At 70.6% G+C, this 20348-nt stretch carries 17 protein-coding genes; 3 read left to right on the plus strand and 14 right to left on the minus strand.

Annotated elements, in window-relative coordinates; translation table 11 throughout:
• Window positions 1-146: 146 nt before the first annotated feature.
• The 3 genes from ABZ865_RS28295 to ABZ865_RS28305 all read right to left on the minus strand — a co-directional run bounded on the left by ABZ865_RS28295 (window position 147) and on the right by ABZ865_RS28305 (window position 2932).
• Window positions 147-1811, minus strand: a complete 1665-nt coding sequence (locus ABZ865_RS28295; RefSeq protein WP_361236145.1) for a beta-N-acetylhexosaminidase — start codon at window positions 1809-1811, stop codon at window positions 147-149.
• Window positions 1812-2048: 237 nt separating this feature from the next.
• A complete protein-coding gene (locus ABZ865_RS28300; protein ID WP_031159440.1) occupies window positions 2049-2330 on the minus strand; it encodes a DUF3039 domain-containing protein in 282 nt (93 codons plus the stop codon).
• Window positions 2331-2359: 29 nt separating this feature from the next.
• Window positions 2360-2932 (minus strand): YqgE/AlgH family protein, encoded by a 573-nt coding sequence (locus ABZ865_RS28305; RefSeq protein WP_361236148.1) that lies wholly within the window; start codon window positions 2930-2932, stop codon window positions 2360-2362.
• Window positions 2933-3219: 287 nt separating this feature from the next.
• On the opposite strand from ABZ865_RS28305, the gene murA reads away from it, so the two are divergent.
• Window positions 3220-4560 (plus strand): UDP-N-acetylglucosamine 1-carboxyvinyltransferase, encoded by a 1341-nt coding sequence (gene murA, locus ABZ865_RS28310; RefSeq protein ID WP_361236151.1) that lies wholly within the window; start codon window positions 3220-3222, stop codon window positions 4558-4560.
• 92 nt (window positions 4561-4652) lie between these two features.
• Here the strand turns inward: murA and ABZ865_RS28315 are convergent, their stop codons facing one another.
• The 6 genes from ABZ865_RS28315 to ABZ865_RS28340 all read right to left on the minus strand — a co-directional run bounded on the left by ABZ865_RS28315 (window position 4653) and on the right by ABZ865_RS28340 (window position 11931).
• On the minus strand, window positions 4653-4934 hold the full coding sequence (locus ABZ865_RS28315; protein WP_018549700.1) for an HU family DNA-binding protein: 282 nt from the start codon (window positions 4932-4934) through the stop codon (window positions 4653-4655).
• A 317-nt stretch (window positions 4935-5251) separates the two neighbouring features.
• Window positions 5252-6691, minus strand: coding sequence for an NAD-dependent malic enzyme (locus ABZ865_RS28320; protein WP_361236154.1), 1440 nt, complete (start codon window positions 6689-6691; stop codon window positions 5252-5254).
• 387 nt (window positions 6692-7078) lie between these two features.
• Window positions 7079-9478: a UvrD-helicase domain-containing protein gene (locus ABZ865_RS28325; protein ID WP_361236157.1), complete on the minus strand. Its 2400-nt coding sequence runs from the start codon at window positions 9476-9478 to the stop codon at window positions 7079-7081.
• Window positions 9479-9552: 74 nt separating this feature from the next.
• On the minus strand, window positions 9553-10338 hold the full coding sequence (locus ABZ865_RS28330; protein ID WP_361236160.1) for a zf-HC2 domain-containing protein: 786 nt from the start codon (window positions 10336-10338) through the stop codon (window positions 9553-9555).
• 47 nt (window positions 10339-10385) lie between these two features.
• Window positions 10386-10970 carry a sigma-70 family RNA polymerase sigma factor gene (locus tag ABZ865_RS28335; RefSeq protein ID WP_037932079.1) on the minus strand — a complete coding sequence of 195 codons (585 nt, stop codon included), beginning with the start codon at window positions 10968-10970 and terminating at the stop codon, window positions 10386-10388.
• 292 nt (window positions 10971-11262) lie between these two features.
• Complete coding sequence (locus tag ABZ865_RS28340; RefSeq protein WP_361236165.1) at window positions 11263-11931, minus strand: ABATE domain-containing protein; 669 nt, start codon at window positions 11929-11931, stop codon at window positions 11263-11265.
• Window positions 11932-12267: 336 nt separating this feature from the next.
• Here ABZ865_RS28340 and ABZ865_RS28345 point away from each other — a divergent pair, with 336 nt between their 5' ends.
• A complete protein-coding gene (locus ABZ865_RS28345; protein ID WP_361236168.1) occupies window positions 12268-12807 on the plus strand; it encodes a peptidoglycan-binding domain-containing protein in 540 nt (179 codons plus the stop codon).
• Here the strand turns inward: ABZ865_RS28345 and ABZ865_RS28350 are convergent.
• Window positions 12758-13249, minus strand: coding sequence for a helix-turn-helix transcriptional regulator (locus ABZ865_RS28350; RefSeq protein ID WP_361236171.1), 492 nt, complete (start codon window positions 13247-13249; stop codon window positions 12758-12760). The two genes, ABZ865_RS28345 and ABZ865_RS28350, sit on opposite strands and share 50 nt — an antisense overlap.
• Window positions 13250-13543: 294 nt before the next feature.
• Here ABZ865_RS28350 and ABZ865_RS28355 point away from each other — a divergent pair, with 294 nt between their 5' ends.
• The gene (locus ABZ865_RS28355; RefSeq protein WP_361236174.1) at window positions 13544-14122 is read left to right on the plus strand and encodes an anthrone oxygenase family protein; all 579 of its coding nucleotides are present in this window, start codon (window positions 13544-13546) and stop codon (window positions 14120-14122) included.
• On the opposite strand, the gene ABZ865_RS28360 is transcribed toward ABZ865_RS28355, so the two are convergent.
• The 4 genes from ABZ865_RS28360 to ABZ865_RS28375 form a co-directional block, all read right to left on the minus strand.
• Window positions 14061-15224: a uroporphyrinogen-III synthase gene (locus tag ABZ865_RS28360; RefSeq protein ID WP_361236177.1), complete on the minus strand. Its 1164-nt coding sequence runs from the start codon at window positions 15222-15224 to the stop codon at window positions 14061-14063. The two genes, ABZ865_RS28355 and ABZ865_RS28360, sit on opposite strands and share 62 nt — an antisense overlap.
• A gap of 91 nt (window positions 15225-15315) precedes the next feature.
• On the minus strand, window positions 15316-16701 hold the full coding sequence (locus tag ABZ865_RS28365) for a nitrate/nitrite transporter (protein ID WP_361236180.1): 1386 nt from the start codon (window positions 16699-16701) through the stop codon (window positions 15316-15318).
• A 165-nt stretch (window positions 16702-16866) separates the two neighbouring features.
• Complete coding sequence (locus ABZ865_RS28370) at window positions 16867-18141, minus strand: acyltransferase (protein ID WP_361236183.1); 1275 nt, start codon at window positions 18139-18141, stop codon at window positions 16867-16869.
• Window positions 18138-20339, minus strand: coding sequence for a glycosyltransferase (locus tag ABZ865_RS28375; protein ID WP_361236186.1), 2202 nt, complete (start codon window positions 20337-20339; stop codon window positions 18138-18140). Before ABZ865_RS28375 ends, ABZ865_RS28370 begins: the two co-directional genes overlap by 4 nt.
• Window positions 20340-20348: the final 9 nt, after the last annotated feature.

The following is a 20348-nucleotide window of genomic DNA, read 5'->3' on the forward strand; positions in this document are numbered from 1 at the left end:
CTCTGGCACATCTTCGCGAGGCCCGAACGCGGGGGTCCGCTAGGAGGCATTCGCCCACCTCACCGGGGAGATGGTCCGATTTCATCCGGCATCGTCATTGCGGCCCGATTGACACTCTTCGGTGACCCTTGGCGCCCTTTTTTCACTTACCTGTTCGGAGGCGCGCCTTCGACGGGGCGGCCCGGCACGCCCGGCCGGCGCTGCCACGGCCGGGGCCCGGCGGGCGGCCGGTAGGCGACGCCGAGGGCGTCGAGCCGCCCGTAGTGGGCGGTCATCCGGCGTTCGAAGTCACCGAAGTCGCGCTCACGCGGGGCGGGCAGGCGGCTCCAGGCGACCTCGGCGAACGCGGCGAGCCGGGGGAAGGCCTGGTAGTCCACGCGTGCGGCGTCCTCCATCACCTCGGTCCACACGTTGGCCTGGGTGCCCACCACGTGCCGGGCCTCCTCGTCGGTGAGTTGGGGCGGCACGGGTTCAAACCGGTAGACGTCCTCCAGGGTGCGCACGTAGGCGATCGGCACCGGCTCGTCCTCGCCGGGGGCCTGACGGTAGTCCAGGTAGACGTGCTGCTCCGGGCACATGACGACGTCGTGCCCGGCCCGCGCGGCGGCGACCCCGCCCCCGTAGCCCCGCCAGGACGACACCGCGGCCCCCGCAGCAAGCCCGCCTTCGAGGATCTCGTCCCAGCCGATGAGCCTGCGTCCGCGTGCGGAGAGCCAGTTGTCGAAATGGCGGACGAACCAGGACTGGAGTTCGTCCTCGTCCGCGAGCCCGAGTTCCTTGATGCGCGCCTGTGCCGCGGACGACCGGCGCCACTGTTCCTTGGGGCATTCGTCGCCCCCGATGTGCACGAACGGGGAGGGGAAGAGTTCCAGCACCTCCTCGAACACCCCCTCGTAGAAGCGCAGGGTGGTGTCGGTGGGGGCCAGTACGTTGGGAGAGATTCCCCAGTTGTCCCAGACGGTGAGGGCGGTGGTGTCGATGACGTCGGTGTTGCCGAGTTCCGGATACGCGGCGATCGCGGCCTGCGAGTGTCCCGGTACGTCGATTTCGGGGACGACGGTGATATGCCGCTCGGCGGCGTAGGCGACGATCTCCCGGATGTCGTCGTGGGTGTAGTAACCCCCGTGCGGCTTCTCCTCCCACAGCGGTGAGGCCCGGTGTCCGAATTTCGTCCGCGCCCGCCAGGAGGCGACCTCGGTGAGCCTCGGGTACCGCTCGATCTCGATCCGCCAGCCCTGATCGTCGGTCAGGTGGAGGTGCAGCACGTTGAGTTTGTGCGCCGCCATCAGATCCAGGTAGCGCAGGACGCCGTCCTTGGGCATGAAGTGCCGGGCCACGTCGAGCATCAGGCCACGCCAGGCGAACCGGGGGGAATCCTCGACGGTGACCTGCGGAAGGTCCCAGTGCTGCCCGGGTCGCACGGGTGCCCGGCGGAAGGCGTCGGGCCCGAGCAGTTGCCGGAAGGTCTGGGCCCCCCAGAAGACACCGGCCGCGCTGCCGCCCTGAATGCGGTACGGCCCTTCGTCGTTGACCAGGCGGTAACCCTCGGCCGGCAGATCCGTTTCGATGCTCAGCACGATCCGGTCGTGACCTTCGCGCGCCTCCGGAATGCCAGGTTCACCCGCCTCCGGAATGCCGCCCTCACGCGCCTCCGGAAAAGGCAGGCCGGTCGCCGCGCCGACCGTCGCCCGCAGCCAGCGCCCGACCCCTTCCGTGCCGGGCCGCGCCTCCAGGGCCGTATCGGCGTCGAGGCTCGTGTACCCGGCGGCGTTCCACGCACAGCTCACCGGGGCCGGAATCACATCCACCATGTCAGTCCTTTACCGCCCGAAGAAGATCAGCAGGGCCGCCTGATGGCATCACGAGCGGGTAAAGCGGCCACCGGACGCATGATCAGCAGGGTGGCCCCGAAGCGGAAACAAAATCAAGACCAGGTGTTGCGCCTCGTGCGACAACCGTCCCCGTCCCCGCAACAACGCAAAGGCCCCCGGGACGCGCGTCGAAGCGCCTCCGGGGGCCCGGCCGTATTCAGGTGGACGGAAAACGCCTTACTTCTTGTCGCCGCCCTTGTCGTCGCCGCCGCTGCCCATGGACTCGTAGATCTCTTTGCACATGGGGCACACGGGGTACTTCTTCGGATCACGGCCCGGCACCCACACCTTGCCGCAGAGCGCCACGACGGGGGTGCCGTCGAGGGCGCTCGCCATGATCTTGTCCTTCTGGACGTAGTGGGCGAAGCGCTCGTGGTCGCCGTCGCCGTGGGACACCTGTGGTGTCGGCTCTACGAGGGTCCCCGTACCAGTCCCGCGCTCGGGCTCAAGAGTGCTCATATCAGCAAGAGTACTGAAGCCCACAGGTATCAGTTGAGCGACGGGTCGTCCGGATATGTGGCCACCATCGCGAGCTCGTTCCGCTGGCGGCGCAGGACCTCGCGCCAGAGTCTCTCCGGGGCCGGGGAGGAGACGTCCCCCGGTTCGGACTCGACGACGTACCAGGCGCCCTCGACCAGCTCGTCCTCCAGCTGGCCCGGGCCCCAGCCGGCGTATCCGGCGAAGATCCTGAGGGAGCCGAGGGCCGAGGCGAGCAGCTCGGGCGGGGCCTCCAGGTCGACCAGACCGATCGCGCCGTGCACCCGCCGCCAGCCGAGAGGGGCCTGGTCGCCGTTCGCCCCGCCGGGGATGACCGCGACGCCGAGCGCCGAGTCCAGCGAGACGGGGCCGCCCTGGAAGACCACGCCGGGCTCGCCCGTGAGGTCGGCCCAGCCCTCCAGGATGTCGCCCACGTCCACCGGAGTGGGGCGGTTGAGGACGACACCGAGGGAACCCTCCTCGTCGTGGTCGAGAAGGAGCACCACCGCACGGTCGAAGTTCGGGTCCGCCAGGGCGGGCGTTGCCACGAGCAGCCGCCCTGTGAGCGAGGACACCTCGGTCATGCCAGACATGATCCCGCATCTTGCCTTCCTGTGGGGAGCCAATCGGTATGCGGGAGTGAATGCAGCTCAGGGCGTAAAGGTCGTAAGGATGCGCGCCCCGGCGCACGGCTCTGGGCGGTGACCCCATGTGCCCGCAATGGAACCGTTCGTGTTGTGACACAGCTATGACGCGACTGGGCCGCGCTTGGGCTTACGGGAGGGGGGTGATCGGCGATTACCCTGTCTTCTCCGGCCCCCGCGCACAGTGATCGGCCGACCCCTGCCCGACTCATCGGAACGCGAGATACATGACCGTCAACGACGATGTCCTGCTTGTCCACGGCGGAACCCCGCTGGAGGGCGAGATCCGTGTCCGCGGTGCGAAGAACCTCGTACCGAAGGCCATGGTCGCCGCCCTGCTGGGCGGCGAGCCGAGCCGACTGCGCAATGTTCCGGACATCCGTGACGTGCGTGTCGTACGCGGCCTGCTGCAGCTGCACGGGGTGACGGTGCGTCCGGGTGAGGAGCCCGGCGAGCTGGTGCTCGACCCGACCCATGTGGAGAGCGCGAACGTCGCTGACATCGATGCCCACGCGGGTTCGAGCCGTATCCCGATCCTGTTCTGCGGTCCGCTGCTGCACCGTCTGGGCCACGCGTTCATCCCGGGCCTGGGCGGCTGCGACATCGGCGGCCGGCCCATCGACTTCCACTTCGACGTGCTGCGGCAGTTCGGCGCGACCATCGAGAAGCGGGCGGACGGCCAGTACCTGGAGGCGCCGAAGGGTCTGCGCGGCACGAAGATCCGGCTGCCGTACCCGTCGGTCGGCGCGACCGAGCAGGTGCTGCTGACGGCCGTACTGGCCGAGGGCGTCACCGAGTTGTCCAACGCGGCCGTCGAGCCGGAGATCGAGGACCTGATCTGCGTTCTGCAGAAGATGGGCGCGATCATCGCGATCGACACCGACCGCACGATCCGCATCACCGGTGTGGACAAGCTCGGCGGCTACACCCACCGCGCCCTCTCGGACCGCCTGGAGGCCGCGTCCTGGGCGTCGGCGGCGCTCGCGACCAACGGCAACATCTACGTCCGCGGCGCCCAGCAGCGCTCGATGATGACGTTCCTGAACACCTACCGGAAGGTGGGCGGTGCCTTCGAGATCGACGACGAGGGCATCCGCTTCTGGCACCCGGGCGGCCAGCTGAAGTCCATCGCGCTGGAGACGGACGTGCACCCCGGCTTCCAGACCGACTGGCAGCAGCCGCTGGTGGTGGCCCTGACGCAGGCGACCGGCCTCTCGATCATCCACGAGACGGTCTACGAGTCCCGGCTCGGCTTCACCTCCGCGCTCAACCAGATGGGCGCCCACATCCAGCTCTACCGCGAGTGCCTGGGCGGCTCCGACTGCCGCTTCGGCCAGCGCAACTTCCTGCACTCCGCGGTCGTCTCCGGCCCCACCAAGCTCCAGGGCTCCGACCTGGTCATCCCCGACCTGCGCGGCGGCTTCTCCTACCTCATCGCGGCCCTCGCCGCCGAGGGCACCTCCCGCGTCCACGGCATCGACCTGATCAACCGCGGCTACGAGAACTTCATGGAGAAACTCGTCGAACTCGGCGCGAAGGTCGAACTCCCGGGCAAGGCGCTCGGCTGAGTCCGGCAGCCTGTTCTTGACGGCAACCACGATGGGGCGGCACCCGAAGTCCGGGTACCGCCCCATCGGCGTTCTCAGCGGAGCGCCAGCGCTTACTTACCCTTGGCCGCTTCCTTGAGCTTGGAGCCCGCGGAGACCTTCACGCTGAAGCCGGCCGGGATGTTGATGGGCTCACCGGTCTGCGGGTTGCGCGCGGTACGAGCGGCACGGTGGGTGCGCTCGAAGGTCAGGAAGCCGGGGATGGTGACCTTCTCGTCGCCCTTGGAGACGATGTCGCCGACGACCTCGGCGAACGCGGCCAGAACGGCGTCGGCGTCCTTGCGGGTCACCTCGGCGCGGTCGGCCAGCGCGGCCACCAGCTCACTGCGGTTCATGTTGTTACTCCCGTGTTCTTCTTGCCATTGAGGCGTGAGGTGAGAATCGATGCCGATGCGCTCGCGCCCAAAGACGCATCCTGCCCCTACCTGCGGCGGGAAAGCCAATCCGGCACCCGTAGGAGTCGTGAGAACACCCTAGGGAGTCACACGAAAAGCGCCTGCTCGGCCGTCACCCTAGAGGGCGCCCGGTGGTGGGGGGTTTCGCGACGCGCCGGTGCGAGGGCTGCCGTATCGATCCTCACAGCCTCGCACCCTACGGCACGTCCCGCCAGGACGCCGCTCCGGCCGCCCCCGAATACCGGCTCCGGCCGCCCTCAGGCGCCGGCTACGGCCGTCCTCAGGACGCCCGCTCCGGCCGGCCTCGCCGCCTCGCGCACCGCGCCGGCCACCGCGCCCGCGACCTTGTCGTTGAAGACGCTCGGGATGATGTAGTTCGGGTTCAGCTCGTCCTCGGTCACCACGTCGGCGAGGGCCTTGGCGGCGGCGAGCATCATCTCGGTGTTGACGGTGCGGGACTGGGCGTCCAGCAGGCCGCGGAAGACGCCCGGGAAGACCAGCACGTTGTTGATCTGGTTCGGGAAGTCGGAGCGGCCGGTGGCCACAACTGCCGCGGTCTGGCGGGCGATTGCCGGGTCGACCTCGGGGTCGGGGTTCGCGAGAGCGAACACGATCGCACCGTCCGCCATGGCGGCCACGTCGTCGCCGTCCAGGACGTTCGGGGCGGAGACGCCGATGAAGACGTCGGCGCCGCGCACGGCCTCCTTGAGGGTGCCGGTGAGGCCGTCGATGTTGGTGTTGTCGGCGATCCAGCGCAGCGGGGAGTCGGCGGGGGCGTCCACCAGGTCCTCGCGGCCGGAGTGCACGACGCCCTGGATGTCGGCGACGACGGCGTGCTTCACGCCGGCCGCGAGCAGCAGCTTGAGGATGGCGGTGCCGGCCGCGCCGGCGCCGGACATGACGACGCGGATGTTCTCGATCGCCTTGCCGGTGACGCGCAGCGCGTTGGTCAGGGCGGCAAGGACGACGATCGCGGTGCCGTGCTGGTCGTCGTGGAAGACGGGGATGTCGAGGGCCTCGCGCAGCCGGGCCTCGATCTCGAAGCAGCGGGGCGCGGAGATGTCCTCGAGGTTGATGCCGGCGAACCCGGGGGCGATCGCCTTGACGATCTCGACGATGGCGTCGGTGTCCTGGGTGTCGAGGCACAGCGGCCAGGCGTCGATGCCGGCGAAGCGCTTGAAGAGGGCCGCCTTGCCCTCCATGACGGGCAGCGCGGCCTTGGGGCCGATGTTGCCGAGGCCCAGCACGGCGGAGCCGTCCGTCACGACCGCAACCGAGTTGCGCTTGATGGTGAGGCGGCGGGCGTCCTCGGGGTTCTCGGCGATCGCCATGCAGACGCGGGCCACGCCGGGCGTGTAGACCATGGACAGGTCGTCACGGTTGCGGATGGGGTGTTTCGACGCCATCTCGATCTTGCCGCCGAGGTGCATCAGGAACGTACGGTCGGAGACCTTGCCGAGGGTGACGCCCTCGATGCCGCGCAGCTTCTCGACGATCTCCTCGGCGTGGGCCGTGGAGGTGGCCGCGATGGTGACGTCGATGCGGAGCTTCTCGTGGCCGGACGCGGTGACGTCGAGGCCGGTGACCGAGCCTCCGGAGGACTCCACGGCGGTGGTGAGCTGCGAGACGGCGGTTCCGCTCGCGGGCACCTCCAGCCGGATGGTCATCGAGTAGGAGACGCTGGGCGCCGTTGCCATGGCCGACTTCCTCTGCTTTCACCGTGTCGCGAGTTATGCCGTCCGATCGTCGCACCTACCACTGAGTACGTGGTAGTCGCCCCGGATTGCGGACGTTTTGTTCACAGGAGACGCGCGCTGCGCGTGCGCTTTCGGAAAACCACTTCCACCATACGAGAAACGATCAGGCAGGGAAAGGGGCCGTCCGGGCAAAGCGAGAGGCCCACGTCACATAGGTGACGTGGGCCTCCCACACGTTCATGACACCGACCCGCCATGCTCGCCTCGCGGCAAGTGGTCCCTCGCAGGGACGAAGGTTGGGCCCGGGGGCTTGGATCGAGCCGGTGCCACGACAAGGCTAACAAACAGATGCCGAGGGCCATTCCCTCTGTGGGGACTTCACAGGAATCAGTCCCTGAGCAGGTCCGGCACCCCGGCCGCGTCCGGCTCGTCCCGTTCGCCGGACACCACCGTGAGCTGCTGGGTCGCCCGGGTGAGCGCCACGTACAGCACGCGCAGACCGGCCGGGGACTCGTCGGCGATCTCCGCCGGGGACACGACCACCGTGGCGTCGTACTCCAGGCCCTTGGCCTCCAGGCTGCCGAGCGCCACCACCCGGTCGCCGAGCCCGGCCAGCCAGCGCCGGGCCTCCTCGCGCCGGTTCATGGCGACGACGACGCCGACCGTGCCGTCCACCAGCCCCAGCAGCCGCTCGGCCTCGGCCCGCACGGTCTTCTCCAGCGAGTCGCCGACCAGGCCGAAGCGCGGCCGGACCCCGGTGGACCGTACGGCGGAGGGCGCCTCGGAGCCGGGCATGGCGAGGGCGAGGACCCGGGCGGCCAGCTCGGCGATCTCGGCCGGGTTGCGGTAGTTCACGGTGAGCTGGAAGCGGCGCCTCGGGCGGGTGCCGAGGGCCTCGTCGCGGGCCTCGGCCGCCTCGTCCACGTCGGACCAGGAGGACTGGGCCGGGTCGCCGACGACCGTCCAGGTGGCGTGCCGGCCGCGGCGGCCGACCATGCGCCACTGCATCGGCGTGAGGTCCTGCGCCTCGTCGACGATGACGTGCGCGTACTCGGTGCGCTCCTGCGCGAGGCGCTCGGCCCGTTCCCGCTGGGTCTCCTCGCGCACCGGCATCAGCTCCTCCAGCCCGGTGAGCTGGTCGAGCGGGTCCAGCTCGCGCTTCTTGCGCGGGCGGGCCGGGAGGCCGAGGATCGCCTGGAGCTCGTCCAGCAGGGCGATGTCGTGCACGGAGTACCCGTCCCGCTTCAGCGAGCGGGCGACCCTGCGGACCTCGCCGGGGTTGAGGATCCGGCGGGCCCAGCGGCCGAGCCGCCGCTCGTCGGCCATGGCGGCGAGGACGCCCTTCGGGGTCAGCTCGGGCCACCAGGCGTCGAGGAAGGCGAGGAAGGCGTCCTCGGTGGTGATGTCCTCGTCGAAGGAGGAGCGCAGCTCGGCGGCCAGCTCCGGGTCGCTGTGCCGGCCGGCCGCGCCGGACTTCGCCCACAGGGCGTCCAGCAGGAGCTTGCGGGCGCGCGGGCGCAGCAGGTTGACGGGCGCGGTGCCGCCGAGGGCGGTACGGCGGATACGTTCCAGCTCACCGGCCTCCAGTTCGAGCCGGCGACCGAAGGCGACCACGCGCAGCCGCGTGGGCGGGCCCGCGGGGGCCCCGGCCGCCGTGCCGGAGCGCTCGGCGTCCCCGTCGCCCAGGGTGTCGTCCAGGGCGAGCTGCCCGGCCGGGGCGCCGCCGCCACGGCCCAGTTCCAGCGCGCCCCGGGCCGCCTTCCGCAGCACCTTCAGCATCCGGTACGAGCCCTTGGCGCGGGCCACGGACGGGGAGTCGTACAGCGTGGCCTCCACGCCGTCCACGAGCGAGCCGATCGCGCGGATCGCGACCTGGCCCTCCTCGCCGAGCGAGGGCAGCACGCCCTCGGTGTAGGCCACCAGCAGCGGGGTCGGCGAGACGATCAGGATGCCGCCCGCGTAGCGTCTGCGGTCCTGGTAGAGCAGGTAGGCCGCGCGGTGCAGGGCGACCGCGGTCTTGCCGGTGCCCGGGCCGCCCTCGACGTAGGTCACGGAGGCGGCGGGGGCGCGGATGACCAGGTCCTGCTCGGCCTGGATGGAGGAGACGATGTCCCGCATGGTGTGGCCGCGGGCCTGACCGAGCGCGGCCATCAGGGCGCCGTCGCCGATGACGGGCAGCTCCCGGCCGTCGAGGGAGGCCTTCAGCTCGGGGCGCATCAGGTCGTCCTCGACGCCGAGGACCCTGCGGCCCTTGGAGCGGATGACCCGGCGTCGTACGACCCGGCCCGGGTCGACCGGCGTGGAGCGGTAGAAGGGCGCGGCGGCCGGCGCCCGCCAGTCGATGACCAGCGGAGAGTAGTCCTCGTCGAGCACGCCGATCCGGCCGATGTGCAGGGTCTCGGCGATGTCGGCGGTGTTGTCGTCCCGCACCGCGCCCTCCGCGGGCTCCACCGCCGTGTACGCGCCGTCGGGTCCCTTCTTGCCGTCCTTGCCCTGGAGCAGGTCGATCCGGCCGAAGAGGAAGTCCTCGAACTCGTTGTTGAGCCGGTTCAGGTGGACGCCGGCCCGGAAGACCTGCGCGTCCCGCTCGGCCAGCGCGCCCGGCGTGCCGACCTGGCCGCGCTTGGCGGCGTCGTTCATCAGGAACTCGGCCTCGTGGATCTTCTCCTCGAGCCGCCGGTACACCCGGTCCAGGTGTTCCTGTTCGACGCCGATCTCTCGGTCACGCACGGAATCGTGTGCATCGCGTACCGAGCCGACCGCGGACTGCTGAACCTGAGCGGCCACCGGGCCCCCTTCTGACGTGCTGGGCAGCCGTCAACCGTACGCGAAGGGGACCCGGCAAAGCTACGGCGGCCGCGTTACGCGTCCACCTGGACGAGCTTCTTCCCGTCGAAGGTCATGACCTCGAAGTGGGCGATCTCGTTCGGCTTGAGCGCCGCGCCACCGCCGATGTACAGCGGGTTCTTGGACTCCTCCTGCTTGGCCTCCGGGATGCCGTAGCCCCACTTCGGGACGGACCAGGAGCTGAGCGTCTGGCGCTCGCCGTCCTTGCCGACGGCGACCAGGGAGCACTTGAGCGGCCCCTTGACGCCCTTGAGCTGGAGGACCGCGTCAGTGCCCCACTTCTTCTCGGCCATGGCGATGGTGGCCGAGACGCCGGTCGTGGAGTCCGTGGCCGAGACCTTGTCGGTCAGCGCGTCGAAGTGGGACTGCGCGGTGGCCGCCAGCGGGGTGGCCTGCTGGCCCGAGTCGCCGCCGCCGTTCGTCGCCATGACGACCAGCGGGCCGCCGATGATCAGCGCGGCCGCGGCCGCGACCAGGTAGAAGCCCTTGCGCCGCTTCTGTGCCCGGCGCTCGGAGACCTCGTCGACCAGCTTCTCCACGAGGCGCGGGCTGGGCCGGGCGGACAGCGACTCGCCGATCGCGGGCGTGCTGCCGGTGCCCGGCAGGTCCGCGAGGGCGGCCAGCATCGGCTCCATCCCGGCCAGCTCGTCCAGCTGCTGGGCGCACCACTCGCAGCCGGCGAGATGGGCCTCGAAAGCGGTTGCCTCGGCGTCGTCGAGAAGCCCGAGGGCGTAGGCGCCGACGGTCTCGTGCTCGTTCGGCACCTCAGATCCCCCAGATCCCCGCATGGACCCAGACATACCCGTACCACCCGCACCGAATCCCTGATTGCCCCCGTACACACTCATCACGCCGTCACCCCCCGCTCCTCCAGTGCCAGCTTCATCGAACGCAGGGCGTAGAACACCCGGGAGCGGACCGTGCCGCTGGGTATGCCCAGCGTCTGGGCCGCCTCGTTGACGGTACGCCCCTTGAAATAGGTCTCGACGAGAACCTCCCGGTGGGCCGGGGTCAGGTCGTCGAGCGCATCGGACAGCGTCATCAGCCACAGCGCCTTGTCGATCTCGTCCTCCGCGGGGATGACCTCCAGCGGCGACGGATCGACCTCCTGCGGCCGGGCCTGCCGGCTGCGGTGGCCGTCGATGACGATGCGGCGCGCGACCGTCACCAGCCAGGGGCGTACCGAGCCGGTCGCCCGATTGAGCTGACCGGCGTTCTTCCAGGCTCGGATGAGGGTTTCCTGCACGACGTCCTCGGCGCGCTGTCGATCACCGGCGACCAGCCTGAGGACATACGCGAGCAACGGTCCCGCGTGCTCCCTGTACAGGGCACGCATCAGCTCCTCATCCGGTTCCGAGGGCTGTGAGGACATGCGATGTCGGGCCCTCGATCCACGTTCATTGGCCACGGCCGCATCCTTGCGCACGCCCACCTCCGGTGTCCGGGGGTTCCCCCAGTCGGTCGCTCGCCCACCCGTACGGGCGGAGGCGGGTTGGTGTTCAACGTGGGGCGAAAGTTTTCGCGGGAGTGACGTGACGAGCGGGACATGGGCGCACATTCCCACCGCGTGATCTTTACAATTCCGGCACATTGCCGGGGGTGGGCGCGGACCTCCGGGCTGCCCGCGCGGAGCCCGCGACAAACCCGGTGTTACGCAAATCACTCCGGCCGACCCGGGAGTGTCGGGCCCTCAGATGGACCTCGGGTGACCTTGAGGTGGCCCTTCAGGCGCGCGCGAGGGCTGCCCGGCGCCGGTGCCGGGCGACCCGCTCGCGGTTCCCGCAGATCTCGCTGGAGCACCAGCGCCGCCGGCGCCCACGGGAGGTGTCCACGTACACGACGGGACAGTTGTCCCCCTCGCACTCCCGCACGGCCGCCCGCGCCACCGGATCGGTGAGCAGTTCCACGGCGTCCCGGGCGACGACGGCGAGCAGCGCCGCGCAGGCCGGCGCCCCGGCCAACTCCCGCACCAACGTGCCGTCCTCGCCCCGCACCGCGCGCGGGACCGGGGGCGCGGCCCGGGCGATCTCGTTGACCCGGCCGAGCGCGAGCTCGTACGACGGCACACTCGCCGATGCCGTGTCGTACAACGGCACGCCGGTCGATACCGCTCCTCGCACCAACTGCCCGATACACGCCCGCAGTTCCCGGAATCCGGCCAGCCAGGAGGCGTCGGCGTGGCCCAGCGGGGTGCGGGGCGGCACCAGACCGGCGCCGGTGATCCAGGCGCACAACGGGCCGACGGCGTCGAGCCGTTCGGCCGGGTGCGTGGTCGCGAGGAGATCCAGACAGATCCGTCCGGCGTCGAACCGCAGCTCGTACGGGGCCGTCGTCGCCGTAGCCGCCGTAGCCGCCGTAGCCGCTGTGGCCGCCGTGGCCGTACCCAGTGCCATGTGCCTTCCACCGCCTAGGGTCACAGGGTGGGCATCCGTTTTCCCTCTCTCACAGTGCCCGCCCCGCACCCGTCTCCGGAACCCCTCGTACCGCCACCGGTACGCCCGCTCGGGCCGCGCCGTCCCACGCCGTCCGCACCGGCCCACGACGTCCCCGCCCGGCCCGTCCCCGGCGGGGTCGGCGGAGCCCGGAGCGGGGGCCGTCCCCTTCCGGTCCAGAAAGGCCGTCAGCCCTCGTCGGCGCCGCCCCCGGCCACCACGCTGTGTCCTGCGAAAGCACCGGAGCCGCCCCAGGGGGGACCCCGCAGGGGACGGCGGTTCAGAAAGGACACCTGCATGAGCATGCGCACCAGGGCCGTCGCCCTGACGACGGCCGCGCTGCTGGGCGCCGGGGCCACCGGCATCGCCCTGGCACCCGCCGCCGACGCCGCCGCGTACCACGGCATCGACGGCAGCGGTGCCGTCGGCAACGACTGGCAGGACGAGGAGAACCTCGGCGTCGACGACTACACCGCGAGCAACGCCACGGCCCTGTGGCAGACCGTCCTGTACGCGGACGGCGCCAAGTGGCAGGACGACGACGGCGACGAGCACAACTTCACGAAGGGCCAGATCGACGGCACCTTCGGCCCGGAGACCGAGTCGGCCACCCAGTGGTGGCAGGAGCACTACAACATCAACGAGAACGACGGTGTCGTCACCGACCCGAGCTGGGTGTTCGCCCAGCGCTGGCTCTCCGGCCCCACCTCGGGCGGCAACGTGACCTACGCCGGCGACGTACGCAACGTCACCTTCAAGCGCGTCAGCGGCAAGTACCGCGTACGGATCAAGGGCACCGGCCCCTGGAAGAACGCGTACTACGACAAGCTGGGCTGAGGACCCGGCGCAGCAGCAGCGTCACCAGCAGCACGAGGAAGGCGGCCCCGGCCAGGGCCGCCTTCCGGCATGTCGTCCCGTGCCCGATGCCGGGCGCCACCGGCACCGGGCCCGGCTCTGCCACCCCCTCTGTTTCGACTGCGACTTCGGGCTGCCCGGCGGGTGTCGTCGTACCCCGCACCCACGCCTGATCGGCCAGTTCCCACAGCGCCAGCAGCCGGGGCTGGTCCGCGCCCGCGAGCCGGCCGAGCCCCTGTGCCGCTCCCCTCGGCGGCGGTTTGGCCCCGCTGAGGTACCGCTGCCAGGACGACTTGCTGTACGCCGTGTGGCGGGCCAGCTCGGCGAGGCTCAGCCCGGTGCGGTCCTTCAGCACGCGCAGCTGCTCGACCAGGTGCCGGACCTCGCGCGGCAGCGCGTCCGGCAGAGGCTGCCAGCGTGTCATTTCTCGTTCCCCCCACGTGCTCGCCGCCCCACCCCCGCGAGGCGGCCCGGCACGTCAGCCTGCCGTCGGCCGAGGGCAGCGGGCAGAGCGCACGTTCGGCCCGCCGGGGCACGCGAGGTCGCACGGGCACGGACGCGCGAGGCGGCCGAACCCGCGCGGGGGAGGAACCGACCCGAGTGATGAGCCGAACGCACCCCTCTGCGCCGAACCCCTCATCCCGGCCTGGACGCATGCGTATGAGGGCGCGCGCTTCGGCCATGTCCGGCGCCGGGCCGTTCCGGTTGGCTGAAGGACATGACGACGACGACACATACGAGGCATACGACGGATCCGAGGAACAGGAACGGCAGCACTGTCGTACTGAGCGCGGCCACGATCGCCATGGGCCTGATCGCCGGGGTCTTCTACATCTTCGCCTGCGCGGTGATGCCGGCGCTGGCCCGCAGCGACGACCGGACGTACGTCGAGGTCATGCGGAACATCAACACCGTGATCCAGAACCCGGTGTTCTTCCTGAGCTTCATGGGCGCGCTGGTGCTGACGGCGGTATCGGCCTGGCAGCTCCGTGGCTCACCCTCCGCCCGCTGGATCTGGGCCGCCCTGGCGTCGTACGCCCTCGTCTTCCTCATCACGATGGCCTTCAACATCCCGCTGAACAACGCCCTGGCGTCCAAGGGCAACCCGACGAGCCTGCGAGACCACTTCGAAGGCCCATGGGTGGCCTGGAACGTGGCACGGGCAGTTGGCTCGACAGTGGCGCTCGGTTTGCTGACCCGCGCACTACTGCTGCGCGGACGCCCCGGCCTTCACCTCACGCGTCCGCGTACTTCGCGTCTGCTGCGGGGTCCAGGGCCAGGCGGTAGCCGCGCTTGACCACGGTCTGGATCAGCTTGGGTGTGCCCAGGGCCGTGCGCAGTCGGGCCATGGCTGTCTCCACGGCGTGTTCGTCGCGGCCGGCGCCGGGGAGGGCGCGGAGGAGGTCGGCGCGGGCGACCACCCAGCCCGGGCGGCGGGAGAGGGCGCGTAGGAGGGACATGCCGGCTGGGGGGACCGGCTTGAGGTCGTCGTCGACCAGGACCGCGTGGCCGCGGATCTCCACGCGGTGGCCGGCGATGGGCAACGACCGTGCCCGGCCCGGCAGTTCCTGGCAGAGGAGCTGGACGAGCGGGCCGAGGCGGAAGCGCTCCGGCTGGACGGTGTCCACGCCCCGGGCCTGGAGGGGGATAGCGGTGACGGGGCCGACGCAGGCGGGCAGGACGTCGTGGCCGAGTGCGGTGAGCAGTTCGGGGAGGAGTCCGCGTTCCTCGGCGCGGGACAGCAGGGAGGCCGCGGCGGGCGCGCTGGTGAAGGTGAGGGCGTCCAGGCCCCGGGAGACGGCCGCGTCCAGGAGGCGGTCCACGGGGGTGATGTCCTCCGGCGGGAGCCAGCGGTACACCGGCACCGGGACGACCTCCGCTCCCCCGGCCCGCAGTGCCTCCACGAAGCCGGGCAGCGGTTCCCCGTGCAGCTGTACGGCGATACGGCGGCCGTCCACGCCCTCCTCCAGCAGCCGGTCGAGCACCTCGGCCATGGACTCGCTCGACGGCGACCACTCCTCGGTCAGGCCGGCGGCGCGGACCGCCCCCTTGACCTTGGGGCCGCGGGCCAGCAGTTCGACCCCGCGCAGCCGCGCCAGCAGCTGCTCGCCGAGGCCCCAGCCGTCGGCGGCCTCGATCCAGCCCCGGAACCCGATGGCGGTCGTGGCCACGACCACGTCCGGCACCTGGTCGATGATCTCCTTGGTGGCGGCGAGCAGTTCACCGTCGTCGGCGAGCGGAACGATGCGGAGGGCGGGCGCGTGCAGGACGGCGGCGCCGCGCCGCTGGAGCAGCGCGCCCAGCTCGTCGGCGCGGCGCGCGGCGGTGACGCCCACGGTGAATCCGGCGAGGGGGCCGTGTTCGAGCCGTCCGGCCGCCTGCTGCAGTTCATCGTCCATGGTTCTGGTTCTCCTAGCTGACCCGCATGTCGAACGAGCCTGTCAACGGCGCGTGACAGGCTCGGTTCGCCATGATGTCGCGGGTGTTACGTCACACCTCTGCGTAGCTGAGCTGCGGCTTCGCCTCCGAAGCGGCCTCCGTGGCCTGCGTCACGGCGGCCGGGCGGCGAAGGTATACGGCCCAGGTGACCACGAAGCATGCGCCGTAGAAGGCGAGGAAGGCGACGAAGGCGCCGGTGCCGGTGCCGTACGAGAGGAAGGACTGGCGGAAGGCGAGGTTGATGCCGACACCGCCGAGCGCGCCGACCGCGCCGATGAGGCCCATGGAGGCACCGGAGAGACGACGGCCGTAGGCGGCCGCCTCCTCCCCCGTCAGCCCCTTGGCCAGGGCCTTCGTCTGGAAGATGCCGGGGATCATCTTGTACGTCGACCCGTTGCCGAGTCCGCTGAGCACGAAGAGGACGACGAACACGGGCACGAACAGCGCCAGTGACTTCTGCATGCTCGCGACGACGAGGACGGCGGTGGCGGCGGCCATGCCCACGTAGTTCCACAGCGTGATCCGCGCGCCGCCGTAGCGGTCGGCGAGCCAGCCGCCGACGGGGCGGATGAGGGAGCCGAGCAGCGGGCCGATGAAGGTGAGGTACGCCGCCTGGAGCGGGGTCCGGCCGAACTGGTTCGTCAGCACCTGCCCGAAGGCGAAGCTGTAGCCGATGAAGGAGCCGAACGTGCCGACGTAGAGGAACGACATGATCCAGGTGTGCGCGTCCTTCGCCGCGTCCTTGGCGGCGCCGGTGTCGTTCTTCACGGACGCGATGTTGTCCATGAAGAGCGCGGCGAGGACGGCGGCGACGAGGATGAGCGGGATGTAGATGCCGAGCAGCAGGCGCGGCCCGCCGCTCGCCCCGATGATCGCGAGCGCGACCAGCTGGATCACCGGGACGCCGATGTTGCCGCCGCCGGCGTTGAGCCCGAGCGCCCACCCCTTCTTACGGAGGGGGAAGAAGGCGTTGATGTTGGTCATGGAGGAGGCGAAGTTGCCGCCGCCGAAACCGGCCAGCAGGCCGATCCACAGGAACGTGTCGAAGGAGGTCCCCGGCTTCATGACCGTGTACGCGGCGACGGTCGGGATGAGCAGCAGACCGGCCGAGATGATCGTCCAGTTCCGCCCGCCGAAGATCGCGACGGCGAAGGTGTAGGGGATCCGGACGGCGGCCCCGACCAGCGTCACCATCGACGTGAGCAGGAACTTGTCGGCGGGGGTCAGCCCGTACTCCGGGCCCATGAAGAGCACCAGCACGGACCACAGGGTCCAGACCGAGAACCCGATGTGCTCCGAGAGGACGGAGAACAGCAGGTTCCGGCGGGCGACCTTCTCCCCTGTCTCGTTCCAGAAGGTCTCGTCCTCCGGATCCCAGTGCTCGATCCAGCGGCCTCCCCTGCTGCTGGGTGCGGGGGCTGTACTCGGGGCTGTCATGACGCCTCCACGGGGGTTCCGGGTGCTCGCTCTGTCGACGAGGGGACTGAGCCCGAAGGTAGGGAGGACGCGTTTCTGACCTGTGGCTGTGGGTGACCGGAAGGGAACGTTGCTCTCACGTACGGGGGAAGCGCTCCGTGAGGGAAATCCCGGGGTTCCCTGCCCTTACGCGGCCTGCCGCCGGCCCGCCCCCCGCTTCGCCCCGTTCGGCCACAGTCTCGGGCTCCGCTTCGCGGCGATGTCCTCGATCCAGCCGAAGGCCAGGATGGTCAGCCCGATCAGCGGCCAGACCAGGAAGAACATCCACACCATGTAGGAGGTGTCGAGCGCGGCCACCGCGCGGTCGCTCTGCATGAAGGGCAGGTTGTAAGCCTGGTCGATGATCGGGACCGTGGCCATGATCAGGAAGTTGTGCCACAGGTAGATCGTGACGGCGCGATTGTTGGAGAGCGTGACCAGCTTGTCCCAGCGGGCCAGCCGGCCGGGCAGTTCCTGCCAGGACGGGGAGTACTGGAGCAGGATGACCACGAACCCGAAGGACCAGCAGGCCTGCGCCAGCGGGATGTCGTTGAGGTCCCAACCGTCGGGGCCCAGGTGGCCGGAGGCCCACCACAGGCCGAAGGCCATCAGCAGGGCCGAGCAGGAGACCGCGACGTAGCGGGGGATCCGCGCGAGCAGGCCGTCGTGGTGGGCGAAGCCCAGGACCCAGCAGCCGCCGTAGACCGCGAAGTCCGAGACCGCGTTGCCGGTCTCGCCGGGGATGGTGACGATGCCCGTGCCGACGATCGCCGTCAGGCCGAGCGGGGCCAGCAGCGTGGGCCAGGGGAAGCGGCGGAACGCCCACAGCAGCAGCGGGGACGCGACCACGAACCACAGGTATGCGCGCAGGTACCACAGCGGACCCGCCGCCTGCACGGCCCAGGTGTCCTCCAGCAGGCCGGACTTCGAGCCGAGGTGCCAGGGGAAGGGCGGGGCGCCGACCGGGACGACGTAGTCGATCAGCTTGACCAGGCCCCAGGTGCCCCCGTTGTCCGGGTCCTTCACCGGGTTCCAGCCGCCCGCGAACATCAGCGTCAGTGCCGCCGCGCTGAACGCCCAGAGCGGTGGCAGCAGCCGTCGGACACGGCTCCTGATCACGCTGAACGCGGGGCGGTTCAGGGACCGCGCCATCAGCGAGCCCGCGAGCGCGAACATCACGCCCATGGACGGGAACAGGACCGTCAGCCAGGCCCAGCCGAACAGGTGGTAGACGACCACGCGGACCAGGGCGATGGAGCGCAGCAGGTCCAGGTAGCGGTCCCGGCCCGGCTTCTTCGGGGCCGGAGCCGGGGCCTGGGCGGGGGCCGGGGTCGGTGCCGGGACCGGCTCGGCGGCCCGCTGCTGCGGGATGCCGTACGACGGCGTCGACTCCGGGGTCCCGGTCGTGTATCCGTGGGTCATGCCACGGGCCTCCGATCACTGCTGCTCTCGCGTCTGCGCTGGGTCGGCACCGGCCCGCCTGGGGCCTCGACGACGCCCGTGCGCCGCAGCTTCTGCCAGCGCAGGCGGCCGCCGGTGAGGGCTGTGATCCAGGACTGGAGCAGCACGACGTACATGAGTTGGCGGTAGAGGATCTGCTGCAGGGGCAGCGAGATGAGATGGGTCATGCGTTCCTTGTCCAGGCGGAAGGCGTAGGCCGCGCAGACCGCCTGGACGGCGAGCACGCCGAGCCAGGCCACGATGGTCTTCTGCGTCGGGCCGAACACGACGCCGTAGAGCAGGAACACGTCGATGAGCGGGGCCAGCAGCGGGGCGACCACCATGAAGAGGGAGACCAGCGGCAGGCCCACGCGGCCGAAGCGGCCCGAGGGGCCCCGCTCCACCACGGCACGCCGGTGCTTCCAGATCGCCTGCATGGTGCCGTACGACCAGCGGTAGCGCTGGGACCACAGCTGCTGGACCGACTCCGGGGCCTCGGTCCAGGCCCGCGCCTTCTCGGCGTACACCACGCGCCAGCCGTCGCGGTGCAGGGCCATGGTGATGTCGGTGTCCTCGGCGAGGGTGTCGTCGCTCATGCCGCCGACGCGCTCCAGGGCCGAGCGCCGGAACGCCCCGACCGCGCCCGGGATCGTCGGCATGCAGCGCAGGATGTCGTACATGCGGCGGTCGAGGTTGAAGCCCATCACGTACTCGATGTGCTGCCAGGCGCCGATGAGCGAGTCGCGGTTGCCGACCTTGGCGTTGCCGGCGACGGCGCCGACGCGCGGGTCACCGAAGGGCTGGACGAGTTCGCGGACCGTGGACGGCTCGAAGACGGTGTCGCCGTCCATCATCACGATCAGGTCGTAACGGGCGTTGGCCAGGCCCCGGTTGAGGGCGGCGGGCTTGCCCGCGTTCAGTTGGCGCACGACCCGGACGTTCGGCAGGCCCATGGCCTCCACGATCCGGGCGGTGCCGTCCGTGGAGCCGTCGTCGACGACGACGATCTCGATGGGGTGCTCGCTCGCCATCAGGGAACGGACCGTGTTCTCGATGCACTTGGCCTCGTTGTACGCCGGGACCAGCACCGACACCGGCTCGGTGACCGGCGCTCCCCAGCTGAAGTCCTTGCGGCGCACGCGGCGGGCGTGGGCTCCGGAGAGCAGGAGCATCAGGCCGAAGCGGGAGATGACGAGGACGCCGATCACCGCGAGGCCGACGACCAGCACGCCGGTGATGTCGTCGGCGGCGGAGACGAGGAAGATCCACGCCTTGCCCTTCCACAGGCCGAGGCCGGTCACCTTGGTGTGCGCGCTGGGCGCGTCCAGGGCCTCGGTGAGGTTGTCGAAGGCGTAGCCCTGCTGCTGGAGCATCGGCAGGAACCTGTCCAGCGCCTGCACGGTCTGGTGGCGGTCGCCGCCGGAGTCGTGCATCAGGACGATGGCGCCCTTGCCGCCGTGCGGGGTGGCGCGGCGGATGATCTCGTCGACGCCGGGCTTCTGCCAGTCCTCGCTGTCGGTGTTGTTGACGACGGTGATGTAGCCCTTGGTGCCGATGTACTCGGTCACCGGCCAGGACTTGTCGTCCATGGCGTCGGCGAAGGAGGAGTACGGCGGCCGGAACAGGGAGGTGCGGATGCCGGCGGCGCCGGTGATGGCGAGCTGGTTGGTGGACAGCTCCCAGTCGATGCGCTTGTGGCTCTGGAAGGACAGGTCGGGGTGGTTGAAGGTGTGCAGGCCGACCTCGTGGCCCTCGTCCACCATGCGCTTGACCAGCTCCGGGTAGCGGGAGGTCATGGTGCCGGTGACGAAGAAGACGGCGTGCGCGTGGTGCTTCTTGAGCACGTCGAGCACCTTCGGGGTCCAGGTGGGGTCGGGACCGTCGTCGAAGGTGAGGACCAGGCGGTGCTCGGGGATGCCCATGCTGGTGGTGCGGCCGCTGCGGGTGTCGATGACCGGGCCGCCGTCCAGGATCTTCTCCGGCACCTTGTCGGAGGCGGCCTCGGGCTGGATGCGGTGGTCGGCGAGGATCTCGCTGTGGACGAAGCCGCGCAGCATCAGCATCGCGATGAGCGCGACGAGGACGAGCAGCGGCAGCAGCAGGCGAAGGGGCAGGCGCCGGCGCCGGAAGCCGTCACGGGCTCCGGGTCCGGCATCGTGACGGCGGGTGCGGGTTGCCATCAGAGAGTG

Origin of the sequence: Streptomyces sp. NPDC047085 (genome assembly GCF_040643735.1) — a bacterium.
GTDB lineage: Bacteria > Actinomycetota > Actinomycetes > Streptomycetales > Streptomycetaceae > Streptomyces.

Excerpts from the sequence above, each read along its gene's own strand:
- ABZ865_RS28295 (WP_361236145.1), bottom strand. The coding sequence starts at position 1,811 with ATGGTGGATGTGATTCCGGCCCCGGTGAGCTGTGCGTGGAACGCCGCC.
- ABZ865_RS28300 (WP_031159440.1), bottom strand. The coding sequence starts at position 2,330 with ATGAGCACTCTTGAGCCCGAGCGCGGGACTGGTACGGGGACCCTCGTA.
- ABZ865_RS28305 (WP_361236148.1), bottom strand. The coding sequence starts at position 2,932 with ATGACCGAGGTGTCCTCGCTCACAGGGCGGCTGCTCGTGGCAACGCCC.
- murA (WP_361236151.1), top strand. The coding sequence starts at position 3,220 with ATGACCGTCAACGACGATGTCCTGCTTGTCCACGGCGGAACCCCGCTG.
- ABZ865_RS28315 (WP_018549700.1), bottom strand. The coding sequence starts at position 4,934 with ATGAACCGCAGTGAGCTGGTGGCCGCGCTGGCCGACCGCGCCGAGGTG.
- ABZ865_RS28320 (WP_361236154.1), bottom strand. The coding sequence starts at position 6,691 with ATGGCAACGGCGCCCAGCGTCTCCTACTCGATGACCATCCGGCTGGAG.
- ABZ865_RS28330 (WP_361236160.1), bottom strand. The coding sequence starts at position 10,338 with ATGTCTGGGTCCATGCGGGGATCTGGGGGATCTGAGGTGCCGAACGAG.
- ABZ865_RS28340 (WP_361236165.1), bottom strand. The coding sequence starts at position 11,931 with ATGGCACTGGGTACGGCCACGGCGGCCACAGCGGCTACGGCGGCTACG.
- ABZ865_RS28345 (WP_361236168.1), top strand. The coding sequence starts at position 12,268 with ATGAGCATGCGCACCAGGGCCGTCGCCCTGACGACGGCCGCGCTGCTG.
- ABZ865_RS28350 (WP_361236171.1), bottom strand. The coding sequence starts at position 13,249 with ATGACACGCTGGCAGCCTCTGCCGGACGCGCTGCCGCGCGAGGTCCGG.
- ABZ865_RS28355 (WP_361236174.1), top strand. The coding sequence starts at position 13,544 with ATGACGACGACGACACATACGAGGCATACGACGGATCCGAGGAACAGG.
- ABZ865_RS28360 (WP_361236177.1), bottom strand. The coding sequence starts at position 15,224 with ATGGACGATGAACTGCAGCAGGCGGCCGGACGGCTCGAACACGGCCCC.
- ABZ865_RS28365 (WP_361236180.1), bottom strand. The coding sequence starts at position 16,701 with ATGACAGCCCCGAGTACAGCCCCCGCACCCAGCAGCAGGGGAGGCCGC.
- ABZ865_RS28370 (WP_361236183.1), bottom strand. The coding sequence starts at position 18,141 with ATGACCCACGGATACACGACCGGGACCCCGGAGTCGACGCCGTCGTAC.
- ABZ865_RS28375 (WP_361236186.1), bottom strand. The coding sequence starts at position 20,339 with ATGGCAACCCGCACCCGCCGTCACGATGCCGGACCCGGAGCCCGTGAC.